Raw genomic sequence first — 15,154 nt, forward strand, 5'->3', positions numbered from 1 at the left:
TCTAAAAAATATTAACCTAAATAATAACGAAAATATGGGAGAAACTAAAGTAAAAACTGCGCATCCAAAAGGACTTTGGGTATTGTTTGGAACGGAGATGTGGGAGCGATTCAATTTTTATGGAATGCGAGCTTTATTGACTTTATTTCTTGTGAACTCATTATTGATGAAGGAAGAAGAAGCTTCATTGATTTATGGTGGTTTTCTTGGACTTTGTTATTTGACTCCAATGCTTGGAGGATTTATTGCTGATCGTTTTTTAGGAAACAGAAATTGTATTCTGTTAGGTGGATTATTAATGGCAACAGGACAAATGTTGTTGTTTACCAGCGGAAGTGTTTTTGAGTCTAATTTAGGGCTTGCTAAAACAATTATGTATTGTGGATTAGGAGTTATTGTTTTCGGAAACGGATTCTTTAAACCAAATATTTCCAGTATGGTAGGAAGTTTGTATCCAAAACAGGAAAAAACGAAATTAGATACTGCTTTCACTATTTTTTACATGGGGATTAACATTGGTGCTTTCTTAGGGCAGTCTATTTGTCCTTTATTAGGAGATGTTAAAGATGCAGGTGGCATCAGAGATATTCATGCTTTCAGATGGGGATTCATGGCTGCTTCTGCTGCGATGCTTATTGGAACAGTTCTTTTCTATATCTTAAAAAATAAATATGTAGTTTCTCCAGAAGGAAGACCATTAGGTGGTTTGCCTTCTAAAAATGAGGCTGCTGATTTTGAAGAAGGTGAAGCTCAAAAAGCAAATTTCTCTACAAAATCTTTAGTTATTGCAGGAATTGCATTCTTAGCTTTAGGGTTGTTTTTTCACTATGTAGTAGGACAGAATTTAATCTACACATTAATTTATTCAAGCGGATTAGCTTTAGCGGGATTAATCATTTCTGATACTTCGCTGACAAAAGTTGAAAGAGATAGAATCTTCGTGATTTATATCGTTTCATTTTTTATCATTTTCTTCTGGGCTGCTTTTGAACAGGCCGGTTCTTCATTAACTTTTATTGCCGATAATCAAACAGATCGTCACTTTTTTGGATGGGAAATGCCACCTTCAATGGTTCAAATTTTTAACGGACTTTTCGTTGTTGTGATGGCAGTTCCATTTAGTATTCTTTGGGATTTCTTAAGAGCTAGAGATAAAGAACCAATTTCTCCAGTAAAATTAGCAGCAGGATTAGTTATTATTTCGATAAGTTTCTTCATGATTGCAACTCAGGTTTCTTATATTGGAACTACAGGGCTTTTATTAGTTAAGTGGTTGATTTTGTTATACTTCTTAAATACATGTGCCGAATTATGTTTATCTCCAATTGGATTGTCATTGGTAGGTAAATTATCTCCAAAACGTTTTGCATCTCTTTTATACGGCGTGTTTTTCTTATCTAATGCTTCAGGATATGCATTAGGAGGAACTCTTGGATCAATTTTGCCAGCAACTGGAGACAAGTTTGCAAAAGCAAAAGAATTAGGGATTGATCTTCATGCGGTTTTAAACAAAACGATTACACCATCTGCTGAACAATTAGCATTGTTGGATAAACATCAAATTAGTGCTGAAAACCCTATTTTCGCTGGATTTGAAATTCATAATTTGAATGAATTCTTTATGGTATTTGTTGTACTTACTGGCGCTGCAGCAATTTTATTATTCGCTTTGACTCCATTGTTGAAAAAAATGATGCATGGTGTTAGATAAAATGGAGAATACAATTACATTAGAAGAAATTCAAAATTTTAAAGGCAAGTATCCAAAGCAATTGTGGTACTTGTTTTTAGTTGAAATGTGGGAACGTTTTTGTTTCTACGGAATGAGAGGCGTTTTAGCAGTTTTCATGGTAGACCAATTAGGTTTGGTTGAAGGGGAAGCAAATCTTCAATATGGTGCTGTACAGGCTTTTGTTTATGCTTTTACATTTATTGGAGGAATTTTTGCTGATAAAATTTTAGGATTTAAAAAGTCACTTCTTTTTGGAGGAATCGTTATGATTTTGGGTAATTTACTGATTGCTGCAAATCCGCATGATTTCTTTTATTATGGTATAACACTTTCTATTATCGGAACTGGTTTTTTTAAACCGAATGTTTCTTCAATGGTAGGGGAATTATATCACGAAGAAGATGGGCGCCGTGATGCAGGTTACGGATTGTTTTATGCCGGAATTAATATTGGAGGCATGTTGGGTGGTGCGATTCCTATTTATTTAGGAAAAAACTATTCTTGGAGTTTATGCTTTCTTTCTGCGGCAATTGTTATGGTTATTGGTGTTATAACTTTCCTTTTGACTAAAAAACATCTTGCTCCAATTGGAAATTCTCCATTACAAAATCAAACTCCTAAAAGACGTAATCTTTCCGAAATCGCAGTTTATGCTGGTTCTATAGTGGTAATTCCACTTGTTTACATAATGGTTATAAATTCTGATTATACAGAGTATTTTATGTATACGATAGGGATTTTGGCATTAGTATATTTTGTATATGAATTAATAATGATTAAAGAAGGAAAGCAGCAACTTAAGCTGTTGGCGGCATTTATCTTTATTTTTGCGTATTTCATGTTCATGGCTATTTCAGAGCAATCAGGAGGTTCATTGTCTTTGTTTGCAAAAGATAATTTATCTACCAAATTGTTGTTTTTCAATATTGATCCTAATGTGGTGAATAATAGTATAAATTCATTATATGTGATTATTTTCAGTCCATTAGTCGGTTTGTTGTGGATATATATGGCGAAGCGAAAAATTGAGCCAAATACGATTATTAAATTTAGTTTGTCATTCCTTTTACTGGCGGCGGGATTCTTTATTTTTTATGCTGCAAGATTTTTTGTTAATAAAGATGGATTAAGCTCTCTGGATGTTTTTGCTTTAGGATATCTTCTATATACACTTGGAGAATTGTGTATTGGTCCAATTGGAATGTCTGTGATTACCAAGTTATCTCCTAAAAGATTATTTGGAATGATGATGGGATTATGGTTTTTATCTAGTGCATTCGGGCAGTTTGCTGCCGGAAAATTAGGAGCTGAAATGTCAAATGCAAATACAGGAACTACGTTAATGTCTAAGTTGATTGCGTATACTGATGGTTATTATCAATTAGCAATTTATGCAGTTGTTGCTGGTGTTGTTTTCATAATCGCTATGCCATTGATCAAAAAATTAATGCAAGAAGTAAAATAGATCTTATAGAGCGATTCTTTTTTTGTTTAAATTTGTGCAAAAGAAAACTAAGATGAAAAAATTATACATAATTACATTGTTTGTAATTGGAGGTTTTGTGTCTCAAGCGCAGGAGCTAAAATGGTACACTGATGTCAGAGAAGCAATTGCAGTAAGTAATAATGTCCATAAACCAATGCTGATGTTTTTCACAGGTAGTGATTGGTGCGGTTGGTGCATACGTTTGCAAAATGAAGTTTTGAAAACGCCGGAGTTTAAAAAATGGGCTACTGATAATGTGGTTTTGGTTGAATTGGATTACCCAAGAAGAACACCTCAAACTCCTGAAATAAAAAATCAGAATAACGAATTGCAACAAGCTTTTGGAATTCAGGGATTTCCAACTATTTTTTTCACAAGTGCTGAAACAAAAGACGGAAAAGTAAATTTTAAAGGCTTAGGTCAAACTGGTTACGTTGCTGGTGGTCCAACTGCTTGGCTTACTGTTGCAGATGGTATCGTTAATCCGAAGAAGTCGTAAGGTTTAAAATATAAATAAAATTGGAGAGCTCCTTGTGTTAATTTACACAAGGAGCTTTTTTCTTTAGTAGGAAAGTTTTTATTTAAATTTAAACTATGTTGAGTATTTGATATTTATTTAGTTATAAAAAAACATATTATATAATTTTTGTATTAATAAAAATTGGAAAATTAAAATAATATGTTAATTTCGTCACTCTATCTAACCAAAACCAATATAGTATGACTAAAAAATTACTTACCCTACTGTTTTTTTTAGGTTCATTTTTTATGCAGGCTCAAAATCTTGTTTGGAAAACAAATATGACAGACGCAATTGCAATTAGTAATGAACAAAGAAAGCCAATGTTAATTCTTTTCACTGCCTCAGGTGTACCAGAGAATCTTCAGAATGAAATATTTAAAACACCGGATTTTGCTGTATGGTCCCGTGATAACGTAATCCTCGTTAAGCTTGATTTGTCTGATAATGCTGCGTCTGACAGTGATAAAGAACAAAATCTTAAATTGAAAAATGCTTTTGGTGTAGATGAATTGCCTCAGGTTTGTTTTGCAAGTGCATCTATCCGAAAGACAAAAACGACTTTTAGCGCTCTAGGAAAAATATCCTATAAACCTGGTGGAGCAAAAGCATGGATTGCCGAATCTAATGGGATTTTGCATCCAAGTGAATAGGCAAAAACAGCTTTTAATAGTTTAAAAATTCCCTTTTTACAATGTAGAAAGGGAATTTTTTTATGACACTGTTAAATACTTTAATAATTTAGAATGTGTTTTTTTTTCATTTTTATATTTTTTTAACTTTTAATTATCAAATTCTATTTTCTTTAATTTTTTTTCAATTTTTTGTTCAAACTTGAGAATTTTAGCGGGATATTATATTACTTTAGTCGAAATTAACCTACTCCTTAAACCCCAAAGATTATGAACAAAAAATTACTTACTCTAGTATTTTTTCTAGGTTCGTTTTTTCTGCATTCGCAGGGATTAGTCTGGAAAACTTCAATGACTGATGCTGTTGCAGCAAGTATGGAACAAAAAAGACCGCTATTTATATTTTTTACAATTGCGGGCGCACCAACAAAACTTCAAAACGAAATTTTTAATACGCCAGATTTTGTCGTATGGGCTCGTGACAATGTTGTTTTGGTAAAATTAGATTTATCAGATACTACAATATCTGATGCTGAAAAAGAGCAAAATGTCAGTTTGAAATCGGCACTTGGCGTGGTTGAATTGCCACAGGCTTGTTTGACTTTAGCTACCGTTCGAAAAACAAAAACAACTTTTAATTTGCTTGGTAGGCTTCCTTACAAACCGGTAACTGCAAAAGCATGGATTGCTGAAGCTAATATTATGATGAATCCAGAGTAATATAACTTATTTTAATTGATAATATCCCTTTTCGGCAGTGGCATGAAAGGGGATATTTTTTTTGCTACAGGTTTCTTTCCAAATTTTTAGGATCGAATTGGAATTTGAGGCATCGGCAATAATAATTTTAGGTTGCATTTCTGAAAGCACGCGTTCTAAGTTTATTTTTGGAGATTGGATTAGTAATAGAATATCGGGCTGCATGTTGTTTTTATAAATTCCGGAGCTGTCTATAATGAATATTTTTTTTCCATTATAGAATATTACATTTTTAATTGTAGTAATCGATTTTATTTTGCTGAAATTTCCAACTAAATAAGATTTTAAAACGCTGTTTTTGGGATCAGTTAAAAGAAGTTTATTAGTGGTAAATAAATTAACATTTTTTCCTGAAACCATCGTAATCAATGTTTTTTTCTTTACGTTGTAAACAATCATTTCTTTCTTCGTTTCAGTTTCTTTTTTTGTGTAAATGAAGGAAATTTGAGTTGTAATTATTGCAAGCAAAAACAATACAAATTTTGGATAAGCAGGTTTTTTTAGCCAAATAATTGATGTAAATATTAGGAGATAAAAGGTGACTAAGAAATAAAAATTAAAACTTATATCGAGTATTACAAAAGATTTTATCGAAGCAACAGCATGAATAATTTGATTTAAAAGATAAATGCTTTTCTCCAGAATTTGAGCTAAAAGTTCTGGCGGAACATCAAAAGCGGCATAAAACATTACAATAATTCCCGTAACCATTACAAATGCTAAAACAGGAATGATTGCAATATTTGTAACGAAAAATAAACCTGGAAATTGATGAAAATAATATAAACACAAAGGAAAAGCTCCTATTTGTGCGGCAAATGATACAGTCAAAGCGTCCCATATATAAAGTGTTATTTTATTTTTCGGACTCCATATTTTTTTTAAAAGTGGCTGGAGCCAAAGAATAAAAAATAGAGCAATATAGCTTAATTGGAAGCCTGCATCAAATAAAAAATAAGGCTCAAAAAGTAAAATCAACAGCATTGAAACCAAAAGGGTGTGGTAAATATTTCCTGTTCTACGGAGATGATTTCCAACGGCTAGAAAAGAAAACATTACAACTGAGCGTAAAACTGATGGTGATAGTCCCGAAATTATTGCAAAAGAACTTAAAGCTGTTAAAATGGAAATTAATTTTATAAACGAACCTTTCTTGGTATTTGGAATTGGTTTTAATAAAAAATTGATAAGTAGCATAATAAAACCAACATGCAGTCCAGAAACAGAGAGTATATGTGTTGCACCAGAATATTGATAATCCTGAATTATATCGGATGAGATTTCTTGTTGTTGTCCTAAAATCAGAGCAAGCGCTACATTCATTTCGGCAGGGTTGAAATGTGCTTTTTCCAAATTTCGAATAATACACTGATGTAGGAAATCTGAATAATACCAAATGTCTTTTGTGGTTTCTTTATTGATTTTGACTTCAGATTTATTGATATAAACCTGTGCATAAATTTTGCGATCGGCTAAATATTTGTCATAGTCAAACTGATTTGGATTTTTATTGGAATTGTTGCGTTTTAAAGTTGTTTTTACTTTGATCTGATTGCCAATTAAAATGCGATTATTTGTGCTGTCTTTAGCGATGTTGACAATGATTTTGCCAGTTTGTGTTTTCTCATTTACAGAATGCATTATTGCAGTGTAGCGATCGCTGTATGAATTGCTTTTTAGTTTTTCGCGAACTGTAAATGTAATTTGGCATGGTTTTTCAAAAGCTTTTTTACAATGGATATAATTTGACTTTTGAAGCGAATCAGTGTGTGCGAGTAAGCTGATCCCGCCAATAAAAAATGAAATAAAATAGGTGCTCGCGCCAAATAGCGAAATCGATAGTTTATATTTTTTGCTTAAAAAGTATAAAATCAGAAAAATAACGAAACCAAAAAGCAGCGCTATAATTGAAACGAGCATTGTGATCTGTTGATAATAAAAAAATAAAATACCGAGAAGAAACCAAATGGTAATTCTGACTAAGGGAAAATCTAATACTTTCATGTTTTAAAAGTATTAAAAATTTGTAAGAAAAAGAATATAAAAATATTATTCTACGATTCGGTTGATTTGAGCAAAAGAATTTTGATAATAAGGTTCTTTTGTAGAAGAAATAATCACGCCTTTTGAAGTAGAGGAATGTATGAATTTAATTTCGTTTGAATTTATTTCTGTGATTAATCCAACATGATTTATCTGTTTGCTCTTGTTGGTTTTAAAGAAAATTAAATCGCCTTTTTGAGCGTCTTTTGCCGGAATTACAATTCCGATTTTTGATTGTTCGAATGAACTTCTGGGCAATTGAATGTTTTCAGATTCAAAAGTAGTGTAAACAAGTCCGGAACAGTCAAAACCGTTTTTAGTAGTTCCGCCTGCTTTGTATTTTACGCCAATATTTTCTGATGCAGTTTCGATCAAATGATTGACAATATATTTGTTTTCTCGTTTTTCCTCTTTTTTGCTAACTGCATTTGAAGAAGATTTACAAGAGACAAAAGTGATTGCTAAAAGCAGTAAAACAATTATTTTTTTCAAAATCAAAAAGTTTAAGCTTGCTTTAAGTCGGCGACAATAAGTTTTGCTGTTTTTTTGCTGGCACCAACTCCGCCAAGTTTTTGTTCCAAAACATCATAGTTCTTCAGCAATTTTTCGCGGTAAGCAGGCTCTAATAATTTTTTAAGTTCTTCTTTGATTCGTTTTGTGTTGCATTCACTTTGAATCAATTCAGTTACAACTTCTTGATCCATAATTAAATTGACAAGCGAAATGTATTTTAAAGTGATAATGCGTTTTGCAATTTGATATGAAATCGCACTTCCTTTATAACAAACAACTTCGGGAACTTTAAAAAGAGCTGTTTCTAAAGTTGCTGTTCCAGAAGTAACTAATGCTGCAGTTGAAGAACGAAGCAAATCGTAGGTTTTGTTCGAAACAAATGCGATGTTTTTGTTTTTTATAAACTGCTGATAAAATTCGTAATCCTGACTCGGAGCGCCGGCAATTACAAACTCATAATCCTGAAAATCATCCACAACGCTCAACATTACGCTTAGCATTTTTGTGATTTCCTGTTTACGACTTCCTGGTAAAACGGCAATAATTGGTTTTTCTCCTAATTTATTTTCTTTTCTAAATGTTGCTTCATCAAAAGCAGGCTGATTCTGGATAGCATCAATTAACGGATGTCCGACAAAATCAACTGGAAAATGATGTTTGTCTTCATAAAAACTTTTTTCGAAAGGAAGAATCACAAACATCTTATCGACATCTTGTTTGATTGCTGTAATTCTATTTTCTTTCCAAGCCCAAATTTGGGGTGAAATATAATAGTGCGTTTTGTAATTTAAAGCTTTCGCCCATTTTGCAATACGCATATTGAAACCTGGATAATCAATAAAAATTAATACATCTGGCTTGAATTCAGAAATATCTTTTTTGCAGATTTTAATATTATTCAAAATTGTTTTCAAATTGAAAATAACTTCAACAAATCCCATAAAAGCTAAGTCACGATAGTGTTTTACTAAAGTTCCGCCAGCTTTCTGCATTAAATCACCTCCCCAAAATCTGATTTCAGCCTGCGGATCTTCTTCGTACAAAGCTTTCATTAAATTTGAACCATGTAAATCTCCAGAAGCTTCGCCAGCTATTATGTAATATTTCATATTGAGTTTTTTAAAAGTGCGCTGTAATTTAAAAGAACAGCATTTTTTTGCAGAACAAAGATAAGATTTAAATAAACAAAGTCGAAATTGCTAAAACAATCACAGCAAAAACAACGCCTCTCGCCATTAATTCTTTGTTTCTTTTTAACAGAAATAAGAATAAAAGAAGATCGAGAACGGTTCCTAAAGTGATTACTTTTCCTAAATATCCGTATTGTTTTATGGTTTGAAGACCATTTGAAAGATCAAAAGAGGTAAATAATTTAATGAAAAGATAACTTCCTATAAGGGAAGTGATAATTCCGATAATAAAACCAATAAGTATGTCTAATTTATTCATTTAATTTCCAGGTATTAAGTTGTTGCATTGAATGATGAGCCGTTAAGTCAAACTGAACGGGAACAACAGAAATATAGCCATTTTCGAGAGCCCATTCATCTGTATCTTCGCCCTTATCTTCGTTTGTGAATTTTCCGGTCAACCAGTAATAATCTTTCCCAAAAGGGGTTTGTCGTTTGTCAAATTTCTGCGCATAGTACGCTTTCGCCTGACGGCAAATTTTAATTCCCTTTATTTCGTTTTCTTTTAATTTCGGAAAATTTACATTTAAAACGACGCCTGTGGGTAATTTATTGGCAAGCGTTTCAAGAACTATTTTTTTAACGAATGATTTTACAGGCTCAAAATCGGCATTCCAGTCAAAGTCTAGCAGAGAAAAACCTATGGCCTGAATTCCTTCGATTCCGGCTTCGACAGCGGCGCTCATTGTTCCAGAATAAATCACATTGATCGAAGAGTTTGAACCGTGATTTATTCCAGAAACACAAAGGTCTGGTTTTCTTTTCAAAATTTCATTTACGGCCAGTTTTACACAATCTACGGGAGTTCCAGAACAGCTGTATTCTGTGATAGTATCTTTCTCGTTTGAAATTTTATCTAAAAACAAAGTATTATTGATTGTTATGGCATGCCCCATTGCACTTTGCGGTTTATCAGGCGCAACAACCACTACTTCTCCGATGGTTTCCATAACACTAATTAAAGCTCTGATTCCGGGCGCCAGAATTCCGTCGTCATTGGTTACTAATATTAAGGGTTTTTCGTCTTTCATGCTATGGTTGAATTTTTTGTTTTATCAAAATTAAAGCTTCTTTAGGCAAATGTAGTAACAGATTTTGGTAGATTTCTAACAAATAAATAAAAATTGTAAACTAAATCTTAAAGGACTTTTGAACAAGAAACAATTTTATATCTTTAACAAAAAATTATAGTGAGCTTGGCCTTGTTGGCACAGTTTTTACCGTAACTTAGATTAAAAAATTTGATGAATGCTATTATTAAGTTTATGAAAAGAAATTATAAAATACTTATAGCCGTATTATGCTTATCTGTTACCCTGTTTGCATTTAAAATAAATGCTGATAAGTCTGAAGATCCGGATCCAAATAGAGACAAAACGCTTTTAGAACTGCTTGCCTTTGTTATTGAAAAAGGACACTATAGTCCGGCTGAGATAAATGATGAATTTTCTAAAGGAATTTTTAAAGATTATATTGATGCACTGGATCCTTCAAAAAGGTTTTTCCTGCAGTCAGATATTGATGAATTTAAGCAGTACGAATTACAGCTTGATGACCAGTTTTTAAACAAAGATCTTACGTTTTTTAATCTTACTTATACAAGATTGATGAAACGTATGGAAGAAAGTAAAAAACGTTACAAAACAATTTTAGCGCAGCCTTTTAACTATAATGTTGACGAGACTTTTAATGCCGATTATGAGCATCTTCCTTATGCTAAAAATGCAACAGAAATCAATGAAAGATGGAGAAAACAAATTAAATTATCGACACTTTCTTCATTGGTTACCAAACAAAAATTAGAAGAAGATAAAAAGAAAGCAGATCCTGCTTACAAAGAAAAATCTTTTGAAACATTAGAGAAAGAAACTCGCGAGAGTTCTTTAAAATCGTTGGATGATAATTTCAGTTTGATTAAAGATTTGAATAAAGAAGATTGGTTTTCTGTTTACGTAAACTCAATCATGACTCGTTTTGATCCTCATACAAGTTATTTTGCTCCAGAAGAAAAAGATCGTTTTGATGTTAACATCAGTGGAAAATTGGAAGGAATTGGTGCTCGTTTAACGAAGAAAAATGATTTCACTCAAATTGATGAGTTAATTTCTGGCGGACCAGCATGGAAAGGAAAACAGCTTGAAGCAGGTGATATGATTTTGAAAGTGGGACAAGGAAACGAAGAGCCAGTTGATGTTGTAGGAATGCGTCTTGATGATGTTGTGAAAAAAATCAAAGGTCATAAAGGAACTGAAGTAAAACTTACTGTTAAAAAAGTTGACGGAACTATTAAAGTAATTTCAATCATCAGAGATGTTGTTGAAATTGAAGAAACATACGCTAAATCAAGTATTGTTGAAAGAAACGGACTGAAATACGGTGTAATTTATTTACCAAAATTCTATATTGATTTTGAAAACAAAGATGGCCGTGACGCCGGAAAAGATATTGCTCTTGAAGTAGAAAGACTGAAAAAAGAAGATATCAACGGTATTGTTCTTGACGTGCGTGATGACGGAGGAGGATCTCTTTCTACAGTTGTTGATATTGCTGGTTTATTCATTGAAGAAGGACCAATTGTACAAGTAAAATCTGCTGGTAAAAAGAAAGAAGTTTTATACGATAAAGATAAAAAAATCGAGTGGGACGGTCCATTAGTAATTATGGTGAACAGTTTCTCAGCTTCGGCTTCAGAGATTTTGGCTGCTGCAATTCAGGATTATAAACGTGGCGTAATCATTGGAAGTAAACAAACTTATGGAAAAGGAACAGTACAAAATGTTCTTGATTTGAATCAGTTTGTACGTAATGCAAATTACGGAGATTTAGGTGCTTTGAAAATTACTGGGCAAAAATTCTATAGAATCAACGGAGGTTCGACTCAATTAGAAGGTGTTCATAGTGATGTTGTAATGCCAGATCGTTACGCTTATTTAAAAATGGGTGAGCGCGACATTGATAACGCAATGCCTTGGGACAAAATTGATCCAGCTGATTATAGCACATGGACTTCTAACGAAAAATTCAATCAGGCAATCAATAACAGCCGTAACAGAATCGCTAATAATGATCAATTCAAATTAATTGAGGACAATGCAAAATGGATTGATATTAAAAATAAAGAGAACACTTATAGTTTAAATATTAAAAACTTTAAAGCAACTCAGGAACAAGTTGAAAATGAAGGTAAAAAATACAAACCAATTGCAGATTATAAAAACAATTTGGTTTTCAAATCATTGCCTTATGAAGAACTTGAAATGAATAATGATGCTACATTAAAAGAAAAAAGAGAGGCTTGGCACCAGGCATTAGCTAAAGACGTTTATGTAGAAGAAGCTTTGAATGTTTTAGATGATTTGCAAACTAAAAGTTATGTAAAAAATACTGTTACTCCTAAAATGAAAAAGGATAAACTAGTGAAATCTTAGTTCAATAAAGAATTAATTTGTTATTAAAATGCTCCATAGATATATTATTTATGGAGCATTTTTTTGTAAGTTTATTTCGTAATAAAATAAAAGATGAAGAATTATATTGTTTTAGTTTTGATAGGTTTGGTATTGCTTTCTTGTAAAAAAGAGAATTCAGAAAGAGTAGAAGCACTGCCAGAAAAACCGACACCTTTTACTTCGGCTTCGGTGCGAAACACTACAGATTCTTTGTATACTATTTCCTATTTGCCAACTTCAACGACAGGACAAATTGTGAAGCATCAATATTATACACTTTCTTATAATGAGAAATTTGAGCAGGCAGAATGGGTTGCGTACGAATTAAAAAAGGAATATTTGAAAAATGGTGATTATAAGCGGCCTTATTTTATTGAAGATCCAAAAGTAACAACGGGTTCTGCAGATTGGAGAAATTATAAAAAATCAGGCTATGATAAAGGGCATCTTTGTCCTGCTGGTGATATGGAATTCAATAAAGATGCTTATAACGATACTTTTTATACTTCTAATATTTCTCCTCAAAAGCACGATTTCAATGGCGGAATTTGGAACAGAATAGAGCAAAAAACACGTTATTGGGCTGGAAAATACAATGATATTTATGTAGTAACCGGAGGAATTCTAAAAGATTCAGACAAAAAAATAGGGACAGAAAATGTTGCTGTCCCTAAATATTTTTATAAAATCGTTCTGGCTAAATCTGGAAAAGAGCATAATGCAATTGCTTTTTTAGTTCCGAATGAAGACAGTGACAAATCCATTTATGATTTTGTTGTTCCGATTGAAACTTTGGAAAAAATGACTGGAATTGATTTCTTTCCGAATTTGAAAAACTTAAAAAGCAGTAAGGACTTTTAATTCCTGAATAGTCTGAGTTGGATTTTCGGCTTTAAAAACAAAGCTTCCTGCAACTAAAACATCTGCTCCGGCTTCTACTAATTGTTTTGCATTTTTGCTTGTTACACCGCCATCAATTTCAATTAATGTTGAAGTATTTTTACGAGTGATCAAAGCTTTTAGTTTTTCAATTTTGGCATAAGTGTTTTCGATAAATGATTGTCCACCAAAACCTGGATTTACGCTCATTACTAAAACCAAATCGATATCGTTTATCACATCTTCTAATAAGTCGACGTTAGTATGAGGGTTTATTGCAACTCCGGCTTTCATTCCTTCTGCTTTAATGGCTTGAAGTGTTCTGTGTAGATGTGTACAAGCTTCATAATGAACTGTTAAGATATCGGCTCCTAAATCGGCAAAAGTTTTAATGTAACGATCGGGATCAATAATCATTAAATGTACATCGATTGTTTTTTTTGCGTGTTTCGAAATTGCTTCTAAAACAGGCATTCCAAAAGAGATATTCGGAACAAAAACTCCATCCATAATGTCAATATGAAACCAATCAGCTTGACTGTTATTGATCATTTCGACATCGCGTTGCAGATTTGCAAAATCAGCAGCAAGAACTGAAGGAGCTATAAGTGTATTTTTCATTGTAGTGTGTTGTTTTTTTTTTACAAATATAATTTTTTTTAACCGCAAAGAGCGCAAAGAATTACGCAAGGTGCGCTAAGTTTTTTTCACGCAGATTTAGCAGATTGTGTAGATCTGATTAAATTATTTCGCAATAAATTCAGTAAAATGAATCTGCTAAATCTGCAAGATCTGCGAGAAGATTTTTAATCATTTTAATCCTTTAATCTGTTGCAAAAAACTTCAAATAAAGATTATACTGTGCGAAAAAACCTTGACGAATTTTGCGGTGAAAAAAAATAAAATAAAAAACTCCGGTAATCAGCCGGAGTTTCAATCATCAATCAAAAAACGAACAGTCAATCAAACTGTTGTTTGCGGTACAAAGGTTTCATGCTTCATGTTTCAAGTTGCACGAAACAACCTGAAACTTTAAACCTGAAACAAATATTGTTTTATCCTAAGTATGTTTTAAGAATTTTACTTCTAGAAGTATGTTTCAATCTGCGGATTGCTTTTTCTTTAATCTGACGAACACGCTCACGAGTTAGGTCGAAAGTTTCTCCAATTTCTTCAAGAGTCATCGGGTGTTGATCGCCAAGACCAAAATACAAACGAACTACATCAGCCTCTCTTGGAGTTAATGTTTCTAATGAACGCTCAATTTCAGTACGTAATGATTCGTGAATTAATTCTCTGTCTGGGTTTGGAGATTCTCCAGAACGTAAAACGTCATAAAGGTTAGAATCTTCACCTTCAACAAGAGGTGCATCCATAGATAAGTGACGACCAGAGTTTTTCATAGACTCTTTTACGTCATTTACAGTCATGTCAAGTTCTTTTGCAATTTCTTCAGCAGAAGGTGGGCGCTCATTAGATTGCTCTAATAACGCATACATTTTGTTGATCTTATTGATAGAACCAATTTTGTTCAAAGGTAAACGAACGATACGAGATTGTTCTGCTAATGCTTGTAGAATCGATTGACGAATCCACCATACTGCGTAAGAGATAAATTTAAATCCACGAGTTTCATCAAAACGTTGTGCAGCTTTGATAAGACCTAAGTTTCCTTCGTTAATTAAGTCAGGAAGAGTTAATCCTTGATTTTGATATTGTTTAGCCACCGATACAACGAAACGTAGGTTGGCTTTTGTTAATTTTTCTAATGCTCTTTGATCACCTGCCTTAATTCTTTGTGCTAATTCTACCTCTTCATCAGCGGTAATTAGGTCAACTTTTCCGATTTCTTGTAGATATTTATCTAACGATGCAGTTTCACGATTAGTTACCTGCTTGGTGATTTTAAGTTGTCTCATGTTTTGTCTCCTCAATTTTTAAGTGTACAAGT

At 32.7% G+C, this 15,154-nt stretch carries 14 protein-coding genes; 7 read left to right on the forward strand and 7 right to left on the reverse strand.

What is annotated here, in order from left to right; translation table 11 throughout:
- The first annotated feature begins 34 nt into the window (after nucleotides 1-34).
- The 5 genes from ACWA1B_RS04380 to ACWA1B_RS04400 all read left to right on the forward strand — a co-directional run bounded on the left by ACWA1B_RS04380 (nucleotide 35) and on the right by ACWA1B_RS04400 (nucleotide 5,090).
- A complete protein-coding gene (locus tag ACWA1B_RS04380; protein ID WP_456904625.1) occupies nucleotides 35-1,711 on the forward strand; it encodes a peptide MFS transporter in 1,677 nt (558 codons plus the stop codon).
- A gap of 1 nt (nucleotide 1,712) precedes the next feature.
- Nucleotides 1,713-3,197, forward strand: a complete 1,485-nt coding sequence (locus ACWA1B_RS04385; RefSeq protein ID WP_456904862.1) for a peptide MFS transporter — start codon at nucleotides 1,713-1,715, stop codon at nucleotides 3,195-3,197.
- Between the two features lie 52 nt (nucleotides 3,198-3,249).
- Entirely contained in the window at nucleotides 3,250-3,717 is a 468-nt protein-coding gene (locus ACWA1B_RS04390; protein WP_456904626.1) for a thioredoxin family protein, read from the forward strand.
- Between the two features lie 221 nt (nucleotides 3,718-3,938).
- Nucleotides 3,939-4,391 (forward strand): thioredoxin family protein, encoded by a 453-nt coding sequence (locus ACWA1B_RS04395; RefSeq protein ID WP_456904627.1) that lies wholly within the window; start codon nucleotides 3,939-3,941, stop codon nucleotides 4,389-4,391.
- 249 nt (nucleotides 4,392-4,640) lie between these two features.
- Nucleotides 4,641-5,090, forward strand: coding sequence for a thioredoxin family protein (locus ACWA1B_RS04400; RefSeq protein ID WP_456904628.1), 450 nt, complete (start codon nucleotides 4,641-4,643; stop codon nucleotides 5,088-5,090).
- A 6-nt stretch (nucleotides 5,091-5,096) separates the two neighbouring features.
- On the opposite strand, the gene ACWA1B_RS04405 is transcribed toward ACWA1B_RS04400, so the two are convergent.
- From ACWA1B_RS04405 to surE, 5 genes are all read right to left on the reverse strand, one after another.
- On the reverse strand, nucleotides 5,097-7,133 hold the full coding sequence (locus tag ACWA1B_RS04405; protein ID WP_456904629.1) for a ComEC/Rec2 family competence protein: 2,037 nt from the start codon (nucleotides 7,131-7,133) through the stop codon (nucleotides 5,097-5,099).
- Nucleotides 7,134-7,178: 45 nt separating this feature from the next.
- Entirely contained in the window at nucleotides 7,179-7,664 is a 486-nt protein-coding gene (locus tag ACWA1B_RS04410) for a C40 family peptidase (protein WP_456904630.1), read from the reverse strand.
- An 11-nt stretch (nucleotides 7,665-7,675) separates the two neighbouring features.
- Entirely contained in the window at nucleotides 7,676-8,794 is a 1,119-nt protein-coding gene (lpxB, locus tag ACWA1B_RS04415) for a lipid-A-disaccharide synthase (RefSeq protein WP_456904631.1), read from the reverse strand.
- Between the two features lie 67 nt (nucleotides 8,795-8,861).
- Nucleotides 8,862-9,134 carry a hypothetical protein gene (locus tag ACWA1B_RS04420; RefSeq protein ID WP_035645776.1) on the reverse strand — a complete coding sequence of 91 codons (273 nt, stop codon included), beginning with the start codon at nucleotides 9,132-9,134 and terminating at the stop codon, nucleotides 8,862-8,864.
- On the reverse strand, nucleotides 9,127-9,906 hold the full coding sequence (gene surE / locus ACWA1B_RS04425) for a 5'/3'-nucleotidase SurE (protein ID WP_456904632.1): 780 nt from the start codon (nucleotides 9,904-9,906) through the stop codon (nucleotides 9,127-9,129). Before surE ends, ACWA1B_RS04420 begins: the two co-directional genes overlap by 8 nt.
- Before the next feature lie 213 nt (nucleotides 9,907-10,119).
- Between surE and ACWA1B_RS04430 the strand changes: the two genes are divergently transcribed.
- Both ACWA1B_RS04430 and ACWA1B_RS04435 read left to right on the forward strand, forming a co-directional pair.
- Nucleotides 10,120-12,303: a carboxy terminal-processing peptidase gene (locus ACWA1B_RS04430; RefSeq protein ID WP_456904633.1), complete on the forward strand. Its 2,184-nt coding sequence runs from the start codon at nucleotides 10,120-10,122 to the stop codon at nucleotides 12,301-12,303.
- A 93-nt stretch (nucleotides 12,304-12,396) separates the two neighbouring features.
- The gene (locus ACWA1B_RS04435) at nucleotides 12,397-13,185 is read left to right on the forward strand and encodes a DNA/RNA non-specific endonuclease (protein WP_456904634.1); all 789 of its coding nucleotides are present in this window, start codon (nucleotides 12,397-12,399) and stop codon (nucleotides 13,183-13,185) included.
- On the opposite strand, the gene rpe is transcribed toward ACWA1B_RS04435, so the two are convergent.
- Both rpe and ACWA1B_RS04445 read right to left on the reverse strand, forming a co-directional pair.
- Complete coding sequence (gene rpe, locus ACWA1B_RS04440; protein ID WP_456904635.1) at nucleotides 13,162-13,824, reverse strand: ribulose-phosphate 3-epimerase; 663 nt, start codon at nucleotides 13,822-13,824, stop codon at nucleotides 13,162-13,164. The two genes, ACWA1B_RS04435 and rpe, sit on opposite strands and share 24 nt — an antisense overlap.
- Nucleotides 13,825-14,258: 434 nt before the next feature.
- The gene (locus ACWA1B_RS04445; RefSeq protein WP_007804760.1) at nucleotides 14,259-15,122 is read right to left on the reverse strand and encodes a sigma-70 family RNA polymerase sigma factor; all 864 of its coding nucleotides are present in this window, start codon (nucleotides 15,120-15,122) and stop codon (nucleotides 14,259-14,261) included.
- Between the last annotated feature and the right edge of the window lie 32 nt (nucleotides 15,123-15,154).

The sequence above is a fragment of the Flavobacterium xizangense genome (genome assembly GCF_054075145.1).

Coding starts and splice junctions, on each gene's coding strand:
- ACWA1B_RS04380 (WP_456904625.1), top strand. CDS start 35: ATGGGAGAAACTAAAGTAAAAACTGCGCATCCAAAAGGACTTTGGGTA.
- ACWA1B_RS04385 (WP_456904862.1), top strand. CDS start 1,713: ATGGAGAATACAATTACATTAGAAGAAATTCAAAATTTTAAAGGCAAG.
- ACWA1B_RS04390 (WP_456904626.1), top strand. CDS start 3,250: ATGAAAAAATTATACATAATTACATTGTTTGTAATTGGAGGTTTTGTG.
- ACWA1B_RS04395 (WP_456904627.1), top strand. CDS start 3,939: ATGACTAAAAAATTACTTACCCTACTGTTTTTTTTAGGTTCATTTTTT.
- ACWA1B_RS04400 (WP_456904628.1), top strand. CDS start 4,641: ATGAACAAAAAATTACTTACTCTAGTATTTTTTCTAGGTTCGTTTTTT.
- ACWA1B_RS04405 (WP_456904629.1), bottom strand. CDS start 7,133: ATGAAAGTATTAGATTTTCCCTTAGTCAGAATTACCATTTGGTTTCTT.
- lpxB (WP_456904631.1), bottom strand. CDS start 8,794: ATGAAATATTACATAATAGCTGGCGAAGCTTCTGGAGATTTACATGGT.
- ACWA1B_RS04420 (WP_035645776.1), bottom strand. CDS start 9,134: ATGAATAAATTAGACATACTTATTGGTTTTATTATCGGAATTATCACT.
- surE (WP_456904632.1), bottom strand. CDS start 9,906: ATGAAAGACGAAAAACCCTTAATATTAGTAACCAATGACGACGGAATT.
- ACWA1B_RS04430 (WP_456904633.1), top strand. CDS start 10,120: ATGAATGCTATTATTAAGTTTATGAAAAGAAATTATAAAATACTTATA.
- ACWA1B_RS04435 (WP_456904634.1), top strand. CDS start 12,397: ATGAAGAATTATATTGTTTTAGTTTTGATAGGTTTGGTATTGCTTTCT.
- rpe (WP_456904635.1), bottom strand. CDS start 13,824: ATGAAAAATACACTTATAGCTCCTTCAGTTCTTGCTGCTGATTTTGCA.
- ACWA1B_RS04445 (WP_007804760.1), bottom strand. CDS start 15,122: ATGAGACAACTTAAAATCACCAAGCAGGTAACTAATCGTGAAACTGCA.